23 protein-coding genes are annotated in these 23,657 nt (G+C 29.7%); 20 read left to right on the plus strand and 3 right to left on the minus strand.

The window, feature by feature from the left end:
- Window positions 1-12 precede the first annotated feature (12 nt).
- The 9 genes from EG57_RS0203095 to EG57_RS0203135 all read left to right on the plus strand — a co-directional run bounded on the left by EG57_RS0203095 (window position 13) and on the right by EG57_RS0203135 (window position 9,603).
- Window positions 13-966, plus strand: a complete 954-nt coding sequence (locus tag EG57_RS0203095) for a sugar kinase (RefSeq protein WP_032075832.1) — start codon at window positions 13-15, stop codon at window positions 964-966.
- Window positions 967-1,143: 177 nt separating this feature from the next.
- On the plus strand, window positions 1,144-1,815 hold the full coding sequence (locus EG57_RS0203100; RefSeq protein WP_032075833.1) for a GntR family transcriptional regulator: 672 nt from the start codon (window positions 1,144-1,146) through the stop codon (window positions 1,813-1,815).
- Between the two features lie 265 nt (window positions 1,816-2,080).
- Window positions 2,081-3,691, plus strand: coding sequence for a mannitol dehydrogenase family protein (locus tag EG57_RS0203105; protein ID WP_032075834.1), 1,611 nt, complete (start codon window positions 2,081-2,083; stop codon window positions 3,689-3,691).
- A 26-nt stretch (window positions 3,692-3,717) separates the two neighbouring features.
- On the plus strand, window positions 3,718-4,791 hold the full coding sequence (gene uxuA, locus EG57_RS0203110; RefSeq protein WP_032075835.1) for a mannonate dehydratase: 1,074 nt from the start codon (window positions 3,718-3,720) through the stop codon (window positions 4,789-4,791).
- 300 nt (window positions 4,792-5,091) lie between these two features.
- Entirely contained in the window at window positions 5,092-6,114 is a 1,023-nt protein-coding gene (locus EG57_RS0203115) for a zinc-binding alcohol dehydrogenase family protein (protein WP_032075836.1), read from the plus strand.
- A gap of 118 nt (window positions 6,115-6,232) precedes the next feature.
- Window positions 6,233-7,576, plus strand: coding sequence for an MFS transporter (locus EG57_RS0203120; protein ID WP_032075837.1), 1,344 nt, complete (start codon window positions 6,233-6,235; stop codon window positions 7,574-7,576).
- 207 nt (window positions 7,577-7,783) lie between these two features.
- Window positions 7,784-8,428: a bifunctional 4-hydroxy-2-oxoglutarate aldolase/2-dehydro-3-deoxy-phosphogluconate aldolase gene (locus tag EG57_RS0203125; RefSeq protein ID WP_032075838.1), complete on the plus strand. Its 645-nt coding sequence runs from the start codon at window positions 7,784-7,786 to the stop codon at window positions 8,426-8,428.
- A 219-nt stretch (window positions 8,429-8,647) separates the two neighbouring features.
- Complete coding sequence (locus EG57_RS0203130; RefSeq protein WP_029160688.1) at window positions 8,648-9,034, plus strand: DUF134 domain-containing protein; 387 nt, start codon at window positions 8,648-8,650, stop codon at window positions 9,032-9,034.
- Between the two features lie 53 nt (window positions 9,035-9,087).
- On the plus strand, window positions 9,088-9,603 hold the full coding sequence (locus EG57_RS0203135) for a C-GCAxxG-C-C family protein (protein ID WP_032075839.1): 516 nt from the start codon (window positions 9,088-9,090) through the stop codon (window positions 9,601-9,603).
- A gap of 112 nt (window positions 9,604-9,715) precedes the next feature.
- Here EG57_RS0203135 and EG57_RS0203140 read toward each other — a convergent pair whose 3' ends face one another.
- Window positions 9,716-10,078 carry a NifB/NifX family molybdenum-iron cluster-binding protein gene (locus tag EG57_RS0203140; RefSeq protein ID WP_032075840.1) on the minus strand — a complete coding sequence of 121 codons (363 nt, stop codon included), beginning with the start codon at window positions 10,076-10,078 and terminating at the stop codon, window positions 9,716-9,718.
- A 160-nt stretch (window positions 10,079-10,238) separates the two neighbouring features.
- Here EG57_RS0203140 and EG57_RS0203145 point away from each other — a divergent pair, with 160 nt between their 5' ends.
- The 11 genes from EG57_RS0203145 (at window position 10,239) to hxsB (ending at window position 20,080) form a co-directional block, all read left to right on the plus strand.
- Window positions 10,239-10,703, plus strand: a complete 465-nt coding sequence (locus tag EG57_RS0203145) for a MarR family winged helix-turn-helix transcriptional regulator (protein ID WP_032075841.1) — start codon at window positions 10,239-10,241, stop codon at window positions 10,701-10,703.
- Between the two features lie 204 nt (window positions 10,704-10,907).
- Entirely contained in the window at window positions 10,908-12,284 is a 1,377-nt protein-coding gene (locus EG57_RS0203150) for an MATE family efflux transporter (protein WP_032075842.1), read from the plus strand.
- 163 nt (window positions 12,285-12,447) lie between these two features.
- The gene (locus tag EG57_RS0203155; RefSeq protein WP_032075843.1) at window positions 12,448-13,662 is read left to right on the plus strand and encodes a cytochrome c biogenesis protein/redoxin; all 1,215 of its coding nucleotides are present in this window, start codon (window positions 12,448-12,450) and stop codon (window positions 13,660-13,662) included.
- 16 nt (window positions 13,663-13,678) lie between these two features.
- A complete protein-coding gene (locus EG57_RS0203160) occupies window positions 13,679-14,104 on the plus strand; it encodes a winged helix-turn-helix transcriptional regulator (protein WP_032075913.1) in 426 nt (141 codons plus the stop codon).
- 358 nt (window positions 14,105-14,462) lie between these two features.
- On the plus strand, window positions 14,463-15,143 hold the full coding sequence (locus EG57_RS25330) for an MORN repeat-containing protein (RefSeq protein WP_052037726.1): 681 nt from the start codon (window positions 14,463-14,465) through the stop codon (window positions 15,141-15,143).
- A gap of 17 nt (window positions 15,144-15,160) precedes the next feature.
- Entirely contained in the window at window positions 15,161-15,613 is a 453-nt protein-coding gene (gene hxsA3 / locus EG57_RS25335) for a His-Xaa-Ser repeat protein HxsA3 (protein ID WP_052037727.1), read from the plus strand.
- Window positions 15,614-15,636: 23 nt separating this feature from the next.
- A complete protein-coding gene (gene hxsD / locus EG57_RS0203175) occupies window positions 15,637-16,071 on the plus strand; it encodes a His-Xaa-Ser system protein HxsD (RefSeq protein WP_032075844.1) in 435 nt (144 codons plus the stop codon).
- A 24-nt stretch (window positions 16,072-16,095) separates the two neighbouring features.
- On the plus strand, window positions 16,096-16,302 hold the full coding sequence (locus EG57_RS0203180; protein WP_032075845.1) for an HxsD-like protein: 207 nt from the start codon (window positions 16,096-16,098) through the stop codon (window positions 16,300-16,302).
- A 17-nt stretch (window positions 16,303-16,319) separates the two neighbouring features.
- Window positions 16,320-17,366, plus strand: coding sequence for a prepilin peptidase (locus EG57_RS0203185; RefSeq protein WP_032075846.1), 1,047 nt, complete (start codon window positions 16,320-16,322; stop codon window positions 17,364-17,366).
- Between the two features lie 8 nt (window positions 17,367-17,374).
- The gene (gene hxsC, locus EG57_RS0203190; RefSeq protein WP_032075847.1) at window positions 17,375-18,553 is read left to right on the plus strand and encodes a His-Xaa-Ser system radical SAM maturase HxsC; all 1,179 of its coding nucleotides are present in this window, start codon (window positions 17,375-17,377) and stop codon (window positions 18,551-18,553) included.
- 147 nt (window positions 18,554-18,700) lie between these two features.
- Complete coding sequence (hxsB, locus tag EG57_RS0203195; RefSeq protein ID WP_052037728.1) at window positions 18,701-20,080, plus strand: His-Xaa-Ser system radical SAM maturase HxsB; 1,380 nt, start codon at window positions 18,701-18,703, stop codon at window positions 20,078-20,080.
- Between the two features lie 66 nt (window positions 20,081-20,146).
- On the opposite strand, the gene EG57_RS0203200 is transcribed toward hxsB, so the two are convergent.
- Complete coding sequence (locus EG57_RS0203200; protein ID WP_032075848.1) at window positions 20,147-22,213, minus strand: BglG family transcription antiterminator; 2,067 nt, start codon at window positions 22,211-22,213, stop codon at window positions 20,147-20,149.
- Between the two features lie 62 nt (window positions 22,214-22,275).
- Window positions 22,276-23,643: a PTS ascorbate transporter subunit IIC gene (locus EG57_RS0203205; protein WP_032075849.1), complete on the minus strand. Its 1,368-nt coding sequence runs from the start codon at window positions 23,641-23,643 to the stop codon at window positions 22,276-22,278.
- Between the last annotated feature and the right edge of the window lie 14 nt (window positions 23,644-23,657).

Consider the following 23,657-nt stretch of genomic DNA (forward strand, 5'->3'; position numbering starts at 1 on the left):
GGAGGGTATATAATGAACGAATTTTTAACTATTGGAGAGCCATTGACATTATTTGGTGCCAATGGAGAAAGTGAAATTGATAAAGAACTAAAAGATGTGAAATTTTATGAAAAGTTTTTAGCGGGAGCAGAAGTTAATGTATGTGTTGGACTCTCAAGACTTGGACATTCTACACAATATATTACTAAAATAGGACAAGATCCTTTTGGATATTTTATAAAAGAAAGCTTAAAAAAAGAAAAAATAGGAACAGATTTTATAAGAGAAACTGATGAATATTTTACTGGTTATCAATTGAAATCAAAAGTTAGTCATGGAGATCCAAAAATATTTTATTTTAGGAAGAATTCTGCAGCATCTCATTTTTTAACAGAGGATTTGAAAATGCTTGATACAAGTGAATTAAAGCATGTTCATTTAACAGGCATATTTCCAGCACTATCTAAAAGTTGTAGAGAGTCTGTTTATAAATTGTTAGAGATTGCTAAGAAAAATAATATTACAATTACATTTGACCCAAATTTAAGATTACCTCTATGGAAAGATAAAGAAGAAATGAAACATGTAATAAATGATATAGCATTTAAAAGCGATATTGTGCTTCCAGGAATAAGCGAAGGATTAATATTGACAGGAAGTGATAATCCAGATGATATTGCAGATTTTTATTTAGATAAGGGAGTTAAGACTGTTATTATAAAACTTGGCAGCAAAGGTGCTTATGTGAAGTCTAAAGATGATTCATTTACAGTAGATGGGTTTAACGTAGAAAAAGTTGTAGACACAGTAGGGGCAGGAGATGGCTTTGCAGTTGGTCTCATAAGTGGATTGTTGGAAGGCTTAGATATTAAAGAGTCAGTGCAGAGAGGAAATGCTATAGGAGCACTTGCTGTAATGTCTGCAGGGGATAATGATGGTTATCCAGATAAAGTTCATCTTGATGAATTTGTAAGTAAAAATAAATAGAGTTAAAAATATGTTTATTTTAAAATAAACATATTTTTGCATTATTTTAGTAAAATATATTGAATTTATGAAAGTGTATGCTATAATAAAAACATAACTACCATACAAGTATGGTTGTATGGTAGTATGGTAGTATAGTAGTATGGTTACATGATTAAAAAAAAGGAGAATTAATAAATGATTCTTGAGACAGGAAAAAAGTTAACAAGTAAAAGGTTATATCAAATTTTAAAAGAAGAGATTATAAAATTGCATTTAAAGCCAGGACTTACTATTTCTGAGAAAGGTATTTCAGAAAAGTTTGATGTAAGTAGAACTCCGGTTAGGGAAGCGTTTTTACTTTTATCTCAAGAAGGTCTATTAGATGTATATCCACAAAAAGGAACTTTTGTTTCACTTATTGATTTGGACGTTGTAGAGGAAGCAAGATTTTTGCGTGAACATGTTGAAAGAGCAGTAGTTAAACTTGCGTGTAATAAGTTTCCAGAAGAAAAAATATTTTTTCTTGAAATGAATCTGAAAGTTCAAAAAATGTGTATGGATAAAAATGACTATACAGGATTTTTTCAAGCAGATGAGGAATTTCATAAGACAATTTTTGAAGGTTGCAATAAAAAAAGAACTTGGGACACAATTTGTCAAGTTGAAGCAGATTTTCAACGTATTCGTGTACTATCATTGTCTTTAAAGTTAAAATTAGGTAATGTATATTCACAACACCTGGTAATTACAGATGCAATAAGAAATAAAAATTTGGATATAGCTGATAAAGTTATGAGAGAACACTTGACTATGGTTAATTTCGATTCAGTTAAATTAAAAGAAAAGTACCAGGAATATTTTAAATAAATATATAAGCTTATAAGTTTATATATTTAGGTTATATGCAAACGTTATTATTAAAAAAAGAGATTTGTCAAGAATATTCTAAAATGGGATATGAGTATTCTTGACAAAATCTCAAAGTAAAAAATTATACAAAATATATTATATCACAATTCTAAAAGAATATATATTCTTTTAGAGGTTATTAAATGGTTATTTAAAGGAGGCTTGATAAAAATAAGTTATAAAAAATTGTACAAAGTAAATATTTCAGAAAGAAGGTAGTAATGTGGATTTAAATAAGGAAGGTATAAAAAGAAAAGCTGAATGGGATAAAGCAAGTATAAGTTTACCTCAATTTGATTATGATGAAATGTGCAAAAAAACCATAGAAAATCCAAAATGGGTTCACTTTGGATCAGGTAATATTTTCAGAGGGTTTATAGCTGCACTTCAGCAAAAACTTTTAAATTCAAAAAAGGCTGATACTGGAATTGTTGCAGTGGAAACCTATGATTATGAGATCATAGATAAAATATATACGCCCTATGATAATTTGAGCCTTCAAGTAATTATGAATCCGGATGGAAAGCTAAGTAATACTGTAATAGCAAGCATTGGAGAAAGTATTCCTGCAGATACTAAAAGAAAAGAAAATTGGAAAAGACTTAATGAAATATTCTCAAATCCTTCCCTTCAAATGATAAGCTTTACTATAACTGAGAAGGGATATAAGTTAAAAAATTTAACTGGAAACTTTATAGATGAAGTAGGTGAAGATATAAAGAATGGACCAGTTAAGCCTAGAAATGTAATTTCTAAAGTTACATCACTCTTATATACAAGATTTAAATCAGGAGAGCATCCAATTGCAGTAGTTAGTATGGATAACTGCTCTCATAATGGAGAAAAATTGTATAATTCCATTAATACAATTGCAAATGAGTGGGGTAAAAATAAATTAGTTGAAAAGGAATTCATTGACTACATAAATAATGAAAAAAAAGTTACATTCCCTTGGAGTATGATAGATAAAATTACACCAAGGCCTTCTGATAAAGTTAAGAAGTTACTTAATTCAATTGGACTAAATAATGTTGATCCTGTTATAACAAGCAAAAATACTTATATAGCACCCTTTGTAAATGCTGAGGGACCTCAGTATCTTGTTATTGAAAATAATTTTCCAAATGGACGTATGCCTCTTGAAGATGCAGGAGTATATTTTACAAATAGAGAAACAGTAGAAAAAGTTGAGAGAATGAAAGTATGTACATGCCTTAATCCTCTTCATACATCCATGGCTGTATTTGGATGTTTACTTGGATATACTTTGATTGCAGATGAAATGAAAGATGATTGCATTTCAAAACTTATAAAAAAAATAGGATATGATGAAGGAATGCCTGTTGTTACAAATCCTGGAATAATTGCTCCAGAAGATTTTATAAGAGAAGTTATCAAAATAAGACTTCCAAATCCATATATACCAGACACTCCACAGAGAATTGCAACTGATACATCACAAAAAGTTGGAATAAGATTTGGAGAGACAATTAAGGAATATGTAAAAAGAGATGATTTAGATCCAAAATCTTTGAAATATATACCTCTTGTTATTGCAGGGTGGTGTAGATATATGCTTGGCATAGATGATAAAGGTGAAAAATTTGAAATTAGCTCAGATCCACTTTTAGAAACGCTGAAAAAATATTTAGCTGCTGTTGAAATTGGAGAAAAGTATGTATATGGAACCTTGAAACCAATACTTTCAAATGAAGATATATTTGGTTTAGACCTTTATAAAGCTGGACTTGGAGATGAGATTGAAGATTATTTTGCTGAAATGATTACGGGAAATGGTGCAGTTAGAAACACACTCAAAAAATATTTAAATTGATAATTAGAGAAAGGAATGTTTTTTTTATGAAGATGACATTTAGATGGTTTGGCGAAAATGATGATAGTGTTACACTTGATCAAATACGTCAAATACCCGCAGTTAAAGGAGTTGTAGGATTTTTATCTGATATTCCAGTTGGAGAGCTATGGCCTATGGAGCGAATACTTGAATATAAAAAAAATATAGAAGCTCATGGCTTGGAACTTGAAGTTATTGAAAGTGTAAATATTCATGAGAATATAAAACTTGGATTACCATCTAGGGATAAGTACATAGAAAACTATAAGGAGACAATAAAAAACTTAGGACAAGCCGGTATAAAAGTAATATGCTATAATTTTATGCCAGTGTTTGATTGGCTTAGAACAGATCTTGCGTATAAACTTCCAGATGGATCAGAAGCAATGCTTTATGATGATGATAAATTAAAAGGATTAGATCCAATTGATCTTGTTAAAAGCACTGAAAAAAATTCTAATGGTTTTTCACTTCCAGGTTGGGAACCAGATAGACTTAAAGAATTGAAAAATGTACTAAAATTATATGAAAATGTGGGTGAGGAAAAATTATTTGAAAACTATGAGTATTTCCTTAAAGCAATAATACCAACCTGTGAAAAATATGATGTTAAGATGGCAGTACATCCAGATGATCCTGCATGGAGTGTATTTGGACTTCCTAGAATAGTGAATTCAAAAGAAAATTTAGAGAGAATAGTAAAAATGGTAGATAGTACTTATAATGGTATAACTTTATGTAGTGGAGCCTTAGGATCAAGTACCAAAAACAATATACCTGAACTAATAAGATATTTTGGGGATATGGGAAGAATACATTTTGCCCATGTTAGAAATATAAAAATACTATCTGAAAAACAATTTCATGAAGTATCACATTTGTCAAGTGATGGATCCTTCGATATGTTTGAGATAATGAAGGCATATCATGATATAGGCTTTGAGGGATATATGAGACCTGATCATGGAAGAATGATATGGAATGAAAAGGCAAGACCTGGATATGGCTTGTATGACAGAGCACTTGGAGTAACTTATTTAAATGGATTGTGGGAAGCAATCAAAAAAATGAGTAAATAAGATTAAGTTTATGAAAAAAATAGGCATTTTATATTCATAAATTGTCACTATAAAGACGGCCATCTTAATATAACAATTTATGAAATAAAATGTCTAGAAAATAAAACTTTTTATACAACATTTAAGAATTATTTACAGAATTTAGTATAACACAAATTAATTTAAGTAACAAATGTATTAAAAATAATTTATTATTTTTAATATTTATAAAAACGTTTTCTTATATAGAATCTTAAGAAGCATGCATAAATTAGGATAAATAAAAATTTACTAAGTGTATATAAAGGAGAGAAAGAAATTATGAAAACTGCAAGAGTTTATGGAAAAGATGATCTTAGATTGGAAGAAGAGGAAATACCTAAAATTACAAAATTAGATGATGTTCTAATAAAAACAAAAAGAGTTGGAATTTGTGGATCTGATGTTCATTTATACCATGGTGAAAATCCATTAGCTGTACTACCAAGGGTTATGGGACACGAAGTTGTTGGTGAAGTTGTTGAAATTGGAGATGATGTAAAAAATCTTAATGTTGGTGATCATGTTGTAATTGAGCCAATTAACTATTGTGGAAAATGTTATGCATGTCGTCATGGTATGCCTAATGTATGTAAGGATCTATCTGTATTTGGTGTTCATGAAGATGGTGGTATGAGAGAGTATTTCACAGTACCTGAAAAACAATGTCATGTAATGAATAAGAATTTAGATTGGGATACTGCAGTATTAGCTGAACCATATACAATTGGTGCAAATTCAACAGCACGTGGTGATGTTGGTGTTGGAGATACTGTGCTTATTCAAGGAGCAGGACCTATAGGAATATGTATACTTAAATTGGCTAAGATCAAAGGTGCAACAGTAATGATGACAGATGTTGTTGAAGATAAGTTGAAATTTGCTAAAGAAAATGGTGCAGATAGAGTTGTTAATGTTGCAAAAGAAGATATTAAAGAGGCAGTTAAAGATTGGACAAATGGAGAAGGTGTAAATAAGGTTATTGACGCAGTTGGATCTCCAAAGACATTTGAGCTTGGATTTGATTTGGCATCACCAGCTGGTACTATTGTTGCTTTAGGATTTTCTGAGAAAGCATCGCAAATTCCACAGATGCCTATTACTAAAAATCAATTAACTGTTGTTGGTACTAGACTACAAGCATATCAATTTGATAATGTTATTCGTTTAATGGAATCTGGAATGTTAAAAAGTGATGGATTAATTACACATAAATTTAAATTTGATCAAGTTCAAGAAGCTCTTGATTTCATTGATAAAGATTCTGAGAAGGTTAAAAAAATGATTCTTACTTTTGAAGATTAGTTAAAATTACTCTGTATTTGCTAAATCAATTAGGATTAAGGGAGTTTGGAAATTAGGACTAGATATTAGAAAATAAAGTTGAAATTTTTTTATAAATAGTGAGGAAGGTGTAGTAAAAATGCAGAAAAATGATAATAGTACTTATCAGATTGAAACAAAAGAATTGGTTAAAGTTGCTGCAAGTGGCTGGCTTGGAACTGCAATGGAATTTATGGATTTTCAGTTATATTCTCTTGCAGCAGCTATTGTTTTTAATAAGATATTTTTTCCAAATGCAAGTCCTGCAATGGGTTTAATAATGTCCATGGGAACATATGGAGCTGGATATGTTGCTAGGTTAGTTGGAGCATATATGTTTGGAAGAATTGGTGATAAAATGGGACGTAGAACAGTTCTTTTTGTTACTATAACTCTTATGGGACTTGCATCAACACTTATAGGTTTTTTGCCTACTTATGAAAAAGTTGGTATATTAGCTCCAATTGGATTAGTTGTACTACGAATTTTTCAGGGTTTAGGTGCTGGAGCAGAAATAAGTGGTGCCGGTGTTATGGTTGCCGAGTTTTCAAAAGTAAAAAGTAGAGGTCTAATTGGTAGTTTAGTTTGTTTAGGAACTTCAACTGGAACGTTATTAGCGAATTTAATTTGGACTATCATTCTAACCAATATTAAAGGAAATGATTTACTTACATGGGGATGGAGAATTCCGTTTTTTGCCTCTTTTATTGTCATGATTTCAGCAATTTTAATTAGAGTTTTTGTTAAAGAAAGTCCAGTTATGGCAGAGAAGAAAAAGCTACTTTTAAAAGAAAGAGAAGAAATGGGAAAAAATAGTAAATCAGTTAAAGCTAAGAGAAAAGGTAAGAAAAGCTTTATAGTTGCTTTGGGATTACGTTTTGGACAAGCTGGAAATAGTGGTATTTTACAAACATATCTAGCTGGTTTTGTTGTTACTGTTCTTGTGATGCAAAAAACTGTTGCAACTAATGCCAATATTATTTCATCTTTAGTATCTTTTATAACTATTCCCGTGGTTGGATATCTTGGCGATAAATTTGGAAGAAGAAAAATATATATGATCTTATCACTTGCCATGGCAGTTTATGCAATTCCAATGATGATGATGATTAATTCAAAAAATGTTGTTTTATTGACTGTTGGATTAGTAATTGGTTTAAATGTTGGATGTCAAGGAATATTTGCTTTGGAAAATGTAATGCTAAGTGAATTATTTGGATCAAAAAATAGAGTTACTTTGGTTTCTCTTGCTAAAGAAATAGCAGGTCTTATAGCTACTGGTTTTGGTCCTTTAATTGCAGCTAGTTGGGTATCAGCAGTTTCAGGTAGCTGGATACCAATTGCTATAATGCTCATTATATTTTCGTTAAGTACATTCTTTAGTTCTTATGTTTCTGAAGATATCACTGGAAGAGATTTAAATGATTTAGAAGATGCAATGTAATTTTAGTTCTATTTGACTTATATTATGATAATATTAATGAAATAGTATGCAATTAGATCTGAAATCAAAGATTTAGTAAGTAAATCTAGCGTAAATAATCAAAAAAAGGGATATGCTGTTGAGTTTGGTAAGTTCTACATAATCAAACATGTAAAGATTTTTATGAAATTACTGTAAAAAATAATTTTAAGTAAGGAGATATACATAATGATTGAAAAAATTGAAACTCTAAGAAGAATTGAAGAAGTAGGTGTAGTAGCTGTTGTAAGGGCTGAAACTCCAGAATCTGCTGAAAAAATTTCTAAAGCATGCATAGATGGGGGCATACCTGCAATTGAGCTTACTTTTACTGTGCCTAATGCAGATAAAGTAATAACTTCTTTAAAAAATAAATTTTCAAAAGATGAATTAATATTAGGTGCCGGAACAGTTTTAGATAGTGAAACTGCAAGAATAGCAATACTTGCAGGAGCCGAATATATTGTAAGTCCTAGTTTTAATTTAGAAACTGCTAAACTATGCAATAGATATCAAATACCTTATATGGCAGGTTGCATGACTATAACTGAAATGATAACTGCAATGGAAGCTGGTGTGTCCATAATAAAATTATTTCCAGGAAGTGCTTATGGTCCAAGCATAGTAAAGGATATAAAATCACCGATTCCACAGATACCTATTATGCCAACTGGTGGAGTAAGTCTTGATAATGTAGATCAGTGGATAAAAAATGGATGTATTGCTGTTGGAGTAGGTGGAAAACTTACTGCTGGAGCAAAAACTGGGGATTACGATAAAGTAACTGAAACTGCTAAAAAGTTCGTACAAAAAGTTAAGGAAGCAAGACTTTAAATTTGTTAATACCTTATATTAAAATTATATAGTAAGGGTTCTCTTATATATTATGAAGTAAAGCCTGTATCTTATTTTACATGGTAATTTAAGATATAAGGCTATTCTTTTTTTATTTTATTTGACATGTATCATAAAAAGAGTAAAATAAAATTAAAACGACATATGTCAATAACTAAGGCGAAGTGCTGATTTTGTTGTAAATGAGGTGAATATTTTATGCCTAGACCAAGAAAATGCAGAAGAGTATGTTGCTTACCACAAAGAGATATATATGGCCCACTTAATGTTCCTATTGATGAGAAGAATTTTATAACCATGACTGTTGATGAATATGAAACTATAAGACTAATTGATTTGGAAGGGTTTACTCAGGAAGAATGTGCCAATCAAATGAATATTGCACGTACAACGGTTCAAGGTATATATAATGATGCGAGAAGAAAACTTGCAGAGTCACTAGTAAATGGGAGGGTGCTAAGAATCGAGGGCGGAGATTATAAACTTTGCAATGGATTTGAAAAATTTTGTGGTGGTCCAAGATGTTGTAGATATGATTGTAATAGAAATTTTGTGAAAAATGAAGATGAAGGTGGATTAAAATAAAAGTACTTCTATGAAGCGTAATTAGTAATATGAAGTAAAAGGAGTTATAAAAAATGAGCGAAAATTGTAAGCATAATCATAATATACGTAGTAGTAAATATAGTGAGATTAACAGCTTTAAGGAGCGTGCAGTGGAATTGTTTAAACAAGGGTATAACTGTTCACAATCCGTATTTGCAGCTTTTTGTGAAGAATGTGGAATGGATTTTGAAACAGCGCTTAGAATATCATCTTCTTTTGGTGGAGGTATGGGTAGGCTCCGAGAGGTTTGTGGAGCAGTAAGTGGTATGTTTATGGTAGCTGGTATGAAGTATGGGTATGTTGATCCAAAGGATAGATTGTCAAAAGCAGAACATTATAAGCGTATTCAACAACTTGCTGAGAAATTTAAAGAAAATAATGGCTCATTAATTTGTAGAGAACTTTTAGGGCTATCTGACCAAAGTGAAAGTTACGTACCTGAGGAAAGAACAAAGGAATATTATAAGAAACGTCCCTGTGTAGAAATTGTTGGTAGTGCTGCAGAAATTATGTATGAATATATAAAGTCCAATAAGCAGAGTTCTTAGCATCAGATAGAATTTTAATTTCACCCTATGCTTAGAAAATTAATAAATCCAGTTAGAATAATTTTAAAAACTATTCTAACTGGCTTTTTAGTGGGTATATATTAAATAGAAATTAACTATGACATCCATGTTCATGTTCATGGCAGCAGTCACCAGAATCTACAAGTGAACCTTGAAGCCAGCTAGTAGCTACTGCATTTATGTCACCTGAACATCCACGTACTACATCAATGCCAGAATTCTTTAGTACTCTTACTGCACCTTCTCCCATATTACCAGCGAGCATAAGTGTAACACCCATTGATGAAAGAGTTTGTGCAATATTTGATTTACATCCACAGCCGGCTGGTGATGGAACAACTTGTGAACCAACTACTTTTTTAGCAGCTGTATCAACTGTAAAAACAGTAAAATATTCACAGTGACCAAAATGATCGTCAATTTGATTTCCACGAGATGGCAATGCAATTTTCATGTATAAATACCTTCCTTCTAAATTATTTAACATATTATAAGTTATTGTCATATGCTCTTTATATATATAATAAACTTATATATGACATATGTCAATAACAATAAAATAAGAGAATTATATTATATTTGACAAAAGTGTTTAGCAGCTATATACTATTGCCATGATGAATATGAAATTTAAAAATAGAAATAAAATAAGTTATACTTTTTTGAGAATAGTATCAAAAATTTCCGAATTTGATAAGAAAACTCGATATTATGGGACGGATGAACCCTTATATGAAGCTGAAATTCACATGATCAAGTCTATAAAAGAAAATGAAGGTATTCATGTGACAGGTTTGGCTGATATGTTGGGAGTTACGAAAGGAGCAGTTTCCCAGATTATTATGAAGCTTGACCGTAAAGGTATGATTATTAAAGATACTGATCCCCGCAATCAGTCAAGACTTTTGTTAAGGCTTACTTCAAAGGGTGAGATAGCCTATAAGAATCATGAAAAGTTACATAAAAAATATGAAGAGATTTTTGACGATTTACTTGAAAATGCAGCAGAAGAAAACAAGACGTTTTTTAGAGAATTGCTTAACTCATTAGAAAAACAAATTGATGCTTTTGAAAAATAAATGCAGGTTAAATTTTGATTATGAAAAGTTAATGGTGAAATGGAGGCAATTATACGTAAGGTGTTTTTTTACCAAAAGAGTATAGATCCTATACACTTGTTAGATGACAACTATGCTAAGCCGCCTTAAACAAGATTAAATAAAGGATATACTTTTTTAAAGAAAGCGTATAGCAACTATACATATTAGAAAGGATATGATATTTTGAATTCGAAAAACGAAAAACTTAAAATGATGCGTGATGAAAGAATTCCTAAAGTACTGTTGAAAATGGGTATTCCTATTATGATAGGCATGATGATTTCTGCACTTTACAGTGTGGTGGATGCTTACTTCGTAGGTGGTCTTGGAACTAGTCAGATGGGGGCTGTATCCATTGCATTCCCAATTGTACAAATTGTAATTGGACTTGGCATGACCTTTGGAAGCGGTGCTGCATCTTACATTGCAAGGCTACTTGGAGAAGGAAAAACTGAAAAAGCAAATCAGACAGCTTCAACTGCACTGTTTTCCAGTTTGGTTGTTGGCATTATTGCCATAGCCATATCCTTATGTTTTCTTGATGATATATTAGTTGGTTTGGGAGCTACAAAAACAATACTGCCATATGCAAGAGAATTTGCAGTTATATATATTACAGGCTCAATTTTAAACATTTTTATTGTTACCATGAACAATATTGTAACCTCTGAAGGCATGTCAAAATTAACTATGACCTCTATGCTGCTCAGCGGTGTGCTCAACATTATATTAAATCCAATTTTAATATATCCTCTAGGTCTTGGAATTAGAGGATCAGCTATTTCAACTGTTATATCACAAGGTGCAGCTTCTCTTTTGTATATTTGGTACATGTTAAGTAAAAAAGGATGTTTGAGATTTTCTATAGGTAACTTTAGATTTGATACTGCCATTTTTGCAGAGATTTTTAAAGTTGGAATTCCAATTTTTGTTTCTCAACTCTTGTCAAGCACTTCAATGGCACTTTCCAATACTGCAGCAAGTAGTTATGGTGATTCAGCGGTAGCAGCCATTGGTGTTGTAACTCGTATCATGGCACTCGGAAGTTATGTGGTTTTTGGATTTATGAGGGGATACCAGCCAGTTGCAGGATATAATTATGGTGCAAAAAACTATGATAGATTGAAGGAAGCAACAAAGGTATCAATTAAATGGTCAACAATATTCTGTATTGTTACTGCATTCATTTTAATCCTAATTCCTGAACAAATTGTGTATTTGTTTTCTAAAAATGATGCAATGCTCATTGATATAGGCAGCAGAGCGCTTAGAGCAAGTGGGATTGCATTTATATTATTTGGATTTGAGCAAGTATATATGTGTTTATTTCTTGCTTTAGGAATGGGGAAAGAAGGTGGAATTTTAAGCATCAGTCGTCAAGGATTATTCTTTATTCCAGCTATTTTGATTATGCCAAGTTTTTTTGGTATTGAAGGTGTAATTTGGGCACAGCCTGCAGCAGATTTGTTCACTGTAATTTTAACCATAATATTTGCTATCTCATTAAATAGAAAGCTGAAGGTCTTGAAGACAGAGTTTTTTTCAGGAAATGGAATTTAAAATAAGTGGCATTTTTTAAGATAATTATAATTGACTTAATTGCATAGTAGATTTAAAATATAAGAGTAACTTTAGTTTTTAAAGTTACTCTTATATATCTTTAGAGAATAATTAACAGAGAACAATAAAGGTGAGTTTTAAATAAAGAATGGAGGTCGTTAAAATGGAGAATATAAATTTATTTTTGGTGTTTGTAGAAGGTGTATTATCGTTGCTTTCACCATGCATACTTCCTGTTCTTCCAGTGTATTTAAGTATATTGTCAAACAGTAGTGTACAGAGTTTAAAGCATGAAGAAGTTAAATTTATGAATAGTTCACTATTAAAAAATACAATTTTATTCGTTCTTGGAATATCTACAACATTTTTCATATTAGGTTCTTCAGTAAGTGTATTAAACCAATTTTTTACCTCTAATAAAAAAATAATTATTTTAATAGGTGGAATTTTAATTATAATTATGGGAATTTTCTATATGGGGTATTTAAACATACCATTTTTACAAAAAGAGAAAAAAATACATATTGAGATAAAGGAAATGAAACCTATAACTGCTTATATACTCGGTTTCACCTTTAGTTTTGGATGGACTCCATGTGTTGGGCCTATGCTTTCTTCTGTATTAATCATGGCGTCAACTTCAAAAAATGTATTGATTGGAAATCTTTTGATATTAATTTATACCATTGGATTTATATTGCCATTTATAATAATTGCCATTTTTTATAACAAGTTGTTTAAATTTATTGATAAGATAAAGCTTCATATGGGAATAATACAAAAAATTGGTGGAATTATTCTTATAGTTTCTGGATTGATTATGATAATTGGAGGAACAGGTAAAACATTTGATTATACAAATAAAGAATCAACTAATAAAGTAGAACAAGTTCAAAGTAAGGATGATAAAAATGCACAAAGCAATAAGGATAATTCTACGAAAGAGGATAAAATTAAAGCACCAGATTTTAACTTGGTTGATCAATATGGAAAAACACATAAGTTAAGTGACTATAAAGGCAAAGTAGTATTCTTAAACTTTTGGGCTACCTGGTGTCCTCCATGTAGAGGTGAATTGCCTAATATAGAAGAAGTTTATAAGGAGTATGAAAATAATGATAAGGATGTTATAATTTTAGGAGTAACCGCACCTAATTTGGGCAGAGAGGGATCTAAAGAATATATAATGGATTTTCTCAATAAGCAGGGATATACTTTTCCAATAGTCTTTGATAATACAGGAGAAATCATGGATCAATATAGTATAGAAGCTTTTCCAACTACATTCATAATTGATAAAGAAGGAAATGTAAATAAATATGTTCCAGGTCCTATGAAGAAGACTACAATGGAATCATTAATAAATAATGTTAAATAACTTAGGAGATGATTTTTTGAAGGGAACATATGATTTCAAGTGTAATTTGGCTCAAACTTTAAATATAGTAGGCGATAAGTGGACTTTACTGGTTCTTCATAGAATTTTAAATAATAAAAATACGTTCAAGGAGCTGCAGGAGGCTTTAAAACCAATACCTACTAATATTTTATCTGATAGGATAAAGTTGCTTGAAAAGAGTGGATTTATAGTTGCTAAAATATATAATGAACATCCGCCAAGATATCAATATCTATTGACAGAAAAGGGAATGGATTTTAAACATGTATTTAACTCAATGATATTATGGGCAAATAAGCATTTAGAAGCATGCAAAAAAACAGTGTGCCATGAAAAATGTGGAAAAGAAGTAGAAATAAAATATTACTGTAAAGATTGTGATGAATATGTTGATGATTTAATAATTAAGGAATTGTACTAAAATAGACATATTTAAAAGATGATAAAATAAAAGAAATTACTATTTTCGGCGGTACAGGAGCTGTAACTAATGGATTTGAAAATGTAATTAATGATTTAATAAAAAAATAGTCTAAAGGATAAGAGGAAGATTTTAATGTCTTCCTCTTAGTTTTTGAGAAAATTAATATATATTTATCAATATTTTAATAAGAAAATTATACATTTATATTTAGAGAAAAAAAGGAATACAAATAGGACATTTATTTATTTAATGCAGGAATTTAACTATTTTTGTAGAAGTATAATGTAATTGATAAAATTTGTGAATTTATATATAGGTTTGAAATTATTATAGATAAAAAGTGGGAGGTGGTATTTTGAAATTACAGGATAAAAATAATAAATTAGCAAAAAGAAAGTCTAATGATTCAGATAAGACTATGATTTTAAAACCTAAAGATATTGAAACAAAGCCAGTTAAGAAAAGCAAAAAACTTTGGATTATTGGAGGAATAGTAGGACTATTTATACTTATAGGAGTTATAGGTAGCTCAAACAGTTCTAATAACAATAATACTAGTAGTAGTTCTGTGCAGACAACTTCAAGTGCACAAAAGCAAGCTGCAGCTGAAACAGCTCCAGTGAAAAGCACTTTGAAGTATGATGGAGATACTTATGATGGTTATATAAAGGATAATAAAAAAGTTCATCTAGGTAAGTATACTTGGGAAAATGGTGATGTTTATGATGGACAGTGGGAAGATAATAAGATGAATGGAAAAGGTGTTTTGAAGAAAGCTAATGGTGACAGTTATAATGGAGAATTTGTGAACAATAAAAGGCAGGGCAGCGGTACTTATATATGGGCCAATAGTGAAAGTTATGAAGGAAGTTTTCAAAATGATTTAATGAATGGAAAAGGTGTTTATAAATTTAAAAATGGTGATGTTTATGATGGACAGTGGAGCAATAATAAAATGAATGGCGAAGGAAAATATACCTATAAAAATGGACAAGTACAGCAGGGAACTTGGGAAAATAATAAATTAAAAAAATGATTTGGGGTGCATAAATAATGAAAGAAAAAGGTATAAGCAAATTACAATTTCCTCAAATAAAGAAATCTATAACTGATTTTATATATGAAGAAGAAGGAGAAATAAGCAGAAATAAGTTGATGTTTATAGGATCTTTATTAGTAATAGCTAGTTTTATAGCTTCTAGTGAAACTGCATTTGCTTCACATAGATCTCATTCTTCACACAGTTCTCATTCTTCCCATAGTTCTTCAAGTTATGGTGGGGGAGTTAGTCATACAAATAGTGACAGCTACACGAATTCATCACCAGATACTACACCATCAAGCACTGGCAGCTCGTCAAATGGCAATAATTCTTCAACTTCAGCTGGAAGTAGTGTAAATAGTACACAAACTCAACCACAAGCACAGCCTCAGCAAACAGTAATACAACCTGATCCAGTACCACAAACTCCTCAGACACCAGCTGATACAGATTTGCCAAAGTAAAATTAGTATAAAGGAAGAAATGTATGGATAATGTAATTGAAGTATTAAAAGATGATAAAGCAATATTTTTTGTGAACGAAGAAATATATTCTCTTACAGCAGTAATGAAAACAGCATATATGTTTATTGAAAAAGTTTATATTTATTTTGATTATGAAAAAGAAAAATTAATAAGGGTTGAATTTATTCTAAAAGAAGTTAAAGATAAAGATTTTTTGAAAAAGTTAGTAGGAGAATTTTATAATGAATTATTAAATCAGACTCTTAGAATTAAAATTTTTAAAGAAACAAAACATATAAGAGAATTAATACTAGGAAGAGCATTTTATAACACATGTGTAGAAGTTGAAGAAAGTAGCAGCTTAAATAAAAATATTCCTTACTATGAAATGAATGGAAAAGATGAAAAAGAAATATTTAGTGATGATGAAATAAGTAAAGCTTGGGAAGAAAGCTAGTTTGTCTAAATTAAGGAGATTTTTATGCAATTTTTTAAGCTAAATTTAGAGATTTACCCTTTAAAGTATATAAAGAAAGCTATAGAGGATTATAGTAGTTTAGTTAAAATTAAGTGCAGCTTAGAAGAAAATACAGTTATACTTAATTTTGATTGTGATGAAGAAGATTTTCAAATAATTAAAAATGAATTCTGTAATTATCTTATAGGATTAGTTGGAAAGTATATATAATATCAGTAGGTGAATGCATGACTAGTAATTTAATATGTAAAGCTCTAATTTTTATTATAATCATATTAGGTATCAATAGTTCTTATACGGATATAAAAAAAGGCAAGATATATAATAAGCACCTTATCATGTTTTTTATACCTGGAGTAATATTCCAGATATTTTATTTAAACAGCTCAAATTTTGTTGTAGTTAAAATGTATCTAATTAATTTAATTTCATCAATATTTTTTTCTATTATAATGTATGTTTTTAAAATATGGGCAGCAGGAGATGCTAAGTTAGTTATGTTAATTATCAGTTTAATGCCTATGGAAATGTATAGGTCTAATCCTAAAAATGTTTTTCCTGGGTTTTCTATTATAGTTCTTATTTTTTTATGTGGTTTTAGCTATTTAATATTAGAAAGTTTGTTTTTATACATAAAAGATAGATTTTTAAATGTAGATAGAAAAAGTGTAAAGTATATTGATATAGAAGAACTGAAGAAAATAGTATTAAGGATTGCTTTTTCATGGATTATATCAATAAACTTAAATTGTTTAATAGTTCATTTTTTCAAAAGTTTTTACTTATATAATTTAGGATTATATATGGTCTTAAATGCTTTACTCATTCTTTATTTAACAAGGTATGTAAATAATAAGAAGATATTCTATTGGATTACTATTCTTGGAACATTAACATATGTTTTTAGTACTGCTTATTTAGGAACAGGAAATATACACTTAAATGTAAAATTAATGGTATTCGTAATAATTCTAATTTTATTTAGAACTTTGTGTGGAAAATATAATTATAAAAAAGTATCAATAGAAAATTTAAAACCTGGTATGCTGCTATCAGCAGGTACTATACTTAATTTTTATAATTCTAAAATTAAAGGATTGCCGAAGAATTATTCGGAAAGTATGAATTCAAGATTAACTGATAAAGAAATAGAAAGTATTAAGTTGTGGCAAAAAAGCAAAAATGGATTAAATGAAGTTGTAATAGTTAGAAAAATACATTTTGCACCATTTATATTTTTAGGAACTGTAATAAGTTTAATTATGATAGGTTAGGAGATTTTATGATTAAAGATGGTAAATACAGACCTCTTTTTTTAAATGGAAAAATAGGACAAGGCTCTTATTCATTAGTTTCGGTATGTAAAAATGAAGAAAGTTTGGATAAAGAACATAAGGTTAAAGTAGTACTAAAAGATGAGAATTTTATAAAAGGCTATGATGTTTATGTTTTTCAATCAGAAAATATACAGAGACAAATTATAGATTATTTAAAATTAAATAATAGTACATATATTTGTGGTGTAGGTGAAACAGATACATTAGTGGATAAGGATGTAATTGAAATAAGTCCGGATACATTAACTATAAGGGTGTTATATAGAGCTAATTCTATAGATAATTTTTTAATGCTTACAAATAAATGCAATAATAATTGTATAATGTGTCCCGATTCTTTAAAGGTAAGAACAGAAAATAAAAATATACCTATAAGTATTTTAAAAAAGTATATAGAACTCATAGATAAAAAAGTTGAATTTTTATGCATTACAGGTGGAGAACCTACTTTGTTAAAGGAAGATTTTATAGAAGTAATAAGATATTTAAGAGAAAAGTTATCTGGAACGGAGTATCTTTTACTTACTAATGGAAGAATGTTTTATAAAAAAAGGTTTGTAGAAGCTTTTGTTAAAAATGCACCGGAAAATTTAATAACAGCCATTCCTATTCATGGTCATTATCCAGAACTTCATGATAATATATCTGGAGTTAAAGGCAGCTTTATACAAAGCTTTTATGGAGTGAAAAATTTATATAAATTAGGAGCAAAGATAGAAATTAGGGTGGTAATAAATAAATTAAATTATAATGTAATTACTAATATTGCTGCTATGATTTCTGATTATTTTCCTAAAGTAGTAAGGGTAAATTTCATGGCTATGGAGATGTTGGGAAATGCTGTAGTGAATAGAGAAAAGGTGTGGATTGATTTTAATAGTGTTCAAGAAAAGCTTAAGGAAGCCGTTTTTATATTGTTAAAAAGTGGAATAGAGACAAGAATCTATAATTTTCCATTATGTAGTTTAGATGAAAGTATATGGAATTTAAGCGTAAGAAGTATATCCGATTATAAGATAAGATATAAACAACAGTGCAATGAATGCAGTGTTATGAAAAATTGTGGAGGTTTTTTTAACTCTACTATAAATATGAAGGATTTAAAGGTTAAACCAATCAAGTGATATTTAGAATAATATCAGGTTTTATACACAGTATAAGAATTCTAAGGTGCTGAAACTTAATGGTTGCAACATAGTTTTTGTCTAAAAGTGAAGGTTTTGCAGATGGAAATCATAGAATTAAAATTTTAAAAATAGAAGAGGTAAATAATGAGCAGCGAATTAAATTACTTTAATTTTAAAAGTTTTAAAGATAAGTATTTAATTACTAATGATTTAGGGAATTACTTATTTTTATCACAAGAAGAATTTCAAAAATTATGCGATCAAACTTATATGGAAGATAAGAGTTTGTGTGATAAATTATCAAAAAAATATTTTGTAGTAGATGGAAATAGAGAAATTGTTATAAATAAGGCTGCAAGTGAACTCAGAAATCATAAAAACTATTTATTTGAAGGAACTCAACTTCATATATTTGTGCTTACTACTAATTGCAATCAAAATTGTATCTATTGTCAGGCATCTGCTAGTACTTTGAAAAATTCAAGTAAAGTAATGAGCAAGGAAACAGCAGAAAAAGCTGTTGATATAGCACTGCAATCTCCAAGCAAAAGTTTATCTTTTGAATTCCAAGGTGGAGAGCCTTTGATGAATTTTAAAGTGTTAAAACATATAGTTGAGTATGCTAGGGAAAAAAATAAAACTATAAATAAAGATATAAGTTTTAATTTGGTAAGTAATTTAATTTTAGCAGACGATGAAATTATAGAATTTCTTATAGATAATGATATAAGGATAGCTACATCATTGGATGGGGATGAAAGTGTACATGATAAAAACAGGCCATATAAAAAAGGAAATTCTTTCAAAATTATAAAAGAAAAAATAAATAAGATCAATAATTTGTATAAAGAGAAGAATAAAAAATGTAGGGTACAGGCTATTCAAACAACTACTAAGTTTAGTTTGGACAATTGGAAGAAAATAATAGATGCTTATGTAGATTTAGGTATGGAAAATATATTTATAAGGCCCTTAACACCTTTGGGAAATTCAAAGGATCAGTGGAATAAAATCGGATACACATCAGAAGAATTTTTGGATTTTTATAGGAAGTGCTGTAATTATATAAAAAGTTTAAATACTAAAGGGATAAATATAAAAGAAGGGCATTATTCTATATTCCTATCTAAGATATTAAAAAATGATTATGTAAACTATATGGAACTTAGATCACCTTGTGGTGGAACTATAGGCCAAATGGCATATAACTATGATGGAAATATATATACTTGTGATGAAGGCAGAATGCTTGCAGAAAGAGGTAATGAAAGTTTTAAAATAGGTAATGTATATAAAAATGATTTTAATTCGCTAGTTAATAGTAAAGTATGTTCTACATTATGTACAGCTTCCTGTATAGAAACATTACCAGCATGTTCAGATTGTGTATATAATCCATATTGTGGAGTTTGTCCGGTATATCATTATGATAAAACAGGATCTTTGTTTGACCAGATGCCAGGAAATTATAAATGCAAGATTTATAAAGGTATTTTGAATTTAATTTTTGAGGATATGATTTAGATTAGTTAGCAAATAAATATTTTTATGAATTTTGATAAAATGAATCATAGTATATTCATAAAGCCATTAATACTGATATTCCAAAACTAATTCTTTTAATTGTTTTTTATTATTGCATTTATAAATAGAATTTATCCAATTGTTATCTTGAATTTTTTTCATCAATTGTGATAGTGCTGTAAGGTGACTTACTGAATCAACTGGAGCTAATCCTATAATAAGATTAATTTTTACTGTTTTATTATCATTTAAGATAGGTATATCTACAGCATTTTTAAACAGTGCTAAGCAAATTCCAATGGAGTTGACACCATCGCTTGGTTTTGCATGTGCAAGCATAATACCTTTTCCAAGCACCATATATGGTCCGTGAATTCTAGTTAAATTAATAATTTCATCAATATATCTACATTTTATGATATTTTCTTTAATAAGGGGAGAATAGGCAAGTTGAACAGCCTCATCCCAACTTAACTTTTGTTTATATATCGTAAGGTGGGATTCAAAAAGTAGATCTTGCAATTTGATATCATTTTCTGTAGTTAATTTCTTAACATTTTTTACTTGATTAAAATAACTTTCCAATGCTTTTTTAAGACCATTTACATCTTCAATCCTAGCATAGTTACTAATAATATCCATCAAATTTTCCGTATTAATTTGTGACTTATTTTCGCTATTTAGGCCGGCTTTAGAAAGTGCCTGAGTAATATAATTCCATTCAGCTATATCTGGAATTGCAGGAACTTGAATTACTGGTATCTGTTTTCTTTCATGTAAATCTATTGTGCTAATAACTAGTTTAACTTCAGACAGAGAACTACTTTCATACTGAAGGACATTCATAGGCGAGGAAAATTTAATTAAAGGATAACGACTGCGCAATTGCTGTTCTAAAAAAATAGATGTACCTATTCCACTGGAGCAAACTACAATTACATCAGGATTTTCACTTTTAAGAGATTTTTCTTCTAGCTTTCTAAGTTCACTTCCAAAATAAAGAGCAATAAGTGCTATTTCATCATTGCTTAAGTGTGTTGAGATAAATTTTTCGAAATAGTAAACAGAATATCTTGTAAGGCTAAATAACTGATGATATTCTACTTCTATTTGTTTTAAATTTGGATGATTATAAGAAATATTGTACTTTACACGGTTATAAGTTGAAAGCAAGTGTGTAGTTAAAGAAATTTCCAAATTTTTTGATGGAATAGAAACGCCAGCTACCTTATTGAATCTATCAACTATTGCTCTAGTAATAGGAATTAATTTTTTAATTGTAAGATCTTCCTGATTTACTTTAGAAAACTGGCTAGAATTGATCATTTTTAATAAATAATGAGCTTCATCTTCATTTATAATGCCATTTTTATTAAGAAATTCTTTAGTCCATTTTAATCCTGCTGGATCTTCAAATTTTACACTTTCTGAAGTATTAATCAATAATTTGTTTGTATTGCTAGTGCGATTTAAGTACCAAAGTATAAAAGTACTTATAATCATTAAAGCATCATCTGTTAAGTAGTTTCCAGTTACTTTTTCTAACTGGTGAAGATAAGTGTTAATTTGTGACAGTTTACTTGGATCATTGGATAGTTGACTGTAAATAACTGAACTGTGCTTGCTCAATTGTTCATATATCCAATTACGTTGTGATAATTCCGGTCCTTCAAGCTTTTGTCCTTGTTTGGATTTAATTAATTTTAATTCATATTTTTTTAATTCACGGCTTACATTTTTTAAATTGCTAATAGCAGTATTTTTAGAAATATTTAAAGTTGAAGTAATTGTGAGTAAAGAAACTCTTTCATTATTTATCAATTTATATATAATAAACTGCTCTCTTTCAAGACGACTAAGTTTAGATTCTATTGTAAAATTAGATGAACAATAATTTTTAGTTAACTGCATAATATTATCTGGAGTTAAATAGTACCCTACAGTACCAATTCTTTGAATAGGATCTAGATTATCCTGTTCGAGTTCATAATTCACTCTTTTAAGGATATAGAACACAGTTCTTCTAGATAGTTTTAGCCTATCTTGTAATTCTTGAAGAGATAGATATCTACCAGCATTTATTAATAAATTCAACAGCTCATCTCCATGTTTTGTATGACTAAAGTGAATCATGAAATACACCTCTTTTCAGACTATACCAGAACCTCCGAATTAAAATCCGGAGGTTATAATTTCTATTTTTCTGTTATTTCTTTTTGGCTGCGAGAATTTAGTAAAAAACTTAAAAGAACTACTATAAGTGTAAAAGCAATAATGCCAAAAATAAGTGCTAATTGACCGCAAGATCCAATTTTGCCCAATATAATTCCTGGAACTAAGTAATCTGTATCTGCAAATGTAGATGCTGCAAGTTTTAAGTTTCCCAGTACAGGAAGAATAAACAGAGGCAACCAGCTAATTAATAATCCGTTAACTGCTGAACCAAGGATTGCACCTCGTTTTCCTCCAGTTGAATTTCCGTAAACAGCAGCAGCTGCCCCGCAAAAGAAGTGGCCAACAACACCTGGAATAATAACTGTTGTCTTCATAGCAATCATTATAAACATGCTTATAGTACCTACAATAAAACTTACAAAGAAACCAATTAAAACAGCATTTGGTGCATATGGAAATACAATTGGTACATCTAATGCAGGTTTAGAGTTTGGAACTAGCTTTTGAGCAATGCCTTGAAAGGCGGGTACAATTTCTCCTAAAATCATGCGGACTCCTTGAAGAACTACGATAAATCCAGCAGCAAAGGTTCCTGCTTGAACAAGGGCATATATGATAAAGTTATTACCTGAACTCAACTTACTTTCAACAAAGCTTGGACCAGCAACAATAGCTAGTGCAATGTAAACCACAGACATTAACAAAGTAATTGACACTGTTGAATCACGTAAAAAACTTAAACTTTTAGGAATATTCAAATCTTCAGTACTTTGTTCATTATTTCCAAAGTATTTGCCAATTAATCCAGAAAGTGCATAACCTATATTTCCTGTATGTCCCATTGCAACCATATCACCACCTGTAATTTTACGCATAAATGGCTGACATAGAGCAGGTGTAACAGTTAATAGTGTTCCTTCAAATAGTCCTCCAAGTAAAATTGTTACTAGGCCAGTTCCTAAATTAGCACTTACTAAAACAACTGCAGTTAAACATGAAACATACAGCATTGCCTGACCAGTTAGAAAAATATATTTAAATCTTGTAAAACGAGCTAATGTAATATTAACAATCATTCCTACTAACATTATAAGTGCTGTTGTAGTTCCATATTTGACTAAAGCAATTGCAACAACTGCTTCATTGCTTGGAACAACGCCTTGAACATGTAGTGCAAATTCAAACATTTTGGAAAAAGGTGTTAGGGAATTGCTTAAAATGCCTGCACCTCCGATTAGAACTAAAAAACCAGCGAAAGTTTTAATTGTACCTTGAACGATTTCAGTTGACTTTTTCTTTTGTAAAATAAGACCTAACATTGCAATTAGAGCAACTAAAATAGCAGGCTGAGTTGCAATGGATATAAATAAGTTTAGTAAAGATTTCATTTTCAAACTCACCT

This window comes from Clostridium drakei (genome assembly GCF_000633595.2).
GTDB classification, from domain to species: domain Bacteria; phylum Bacillota; class Clostridia; order Clostridiales; family Clostridiaceae; genus Clostridium_AM; species Clostridium_AM drakei.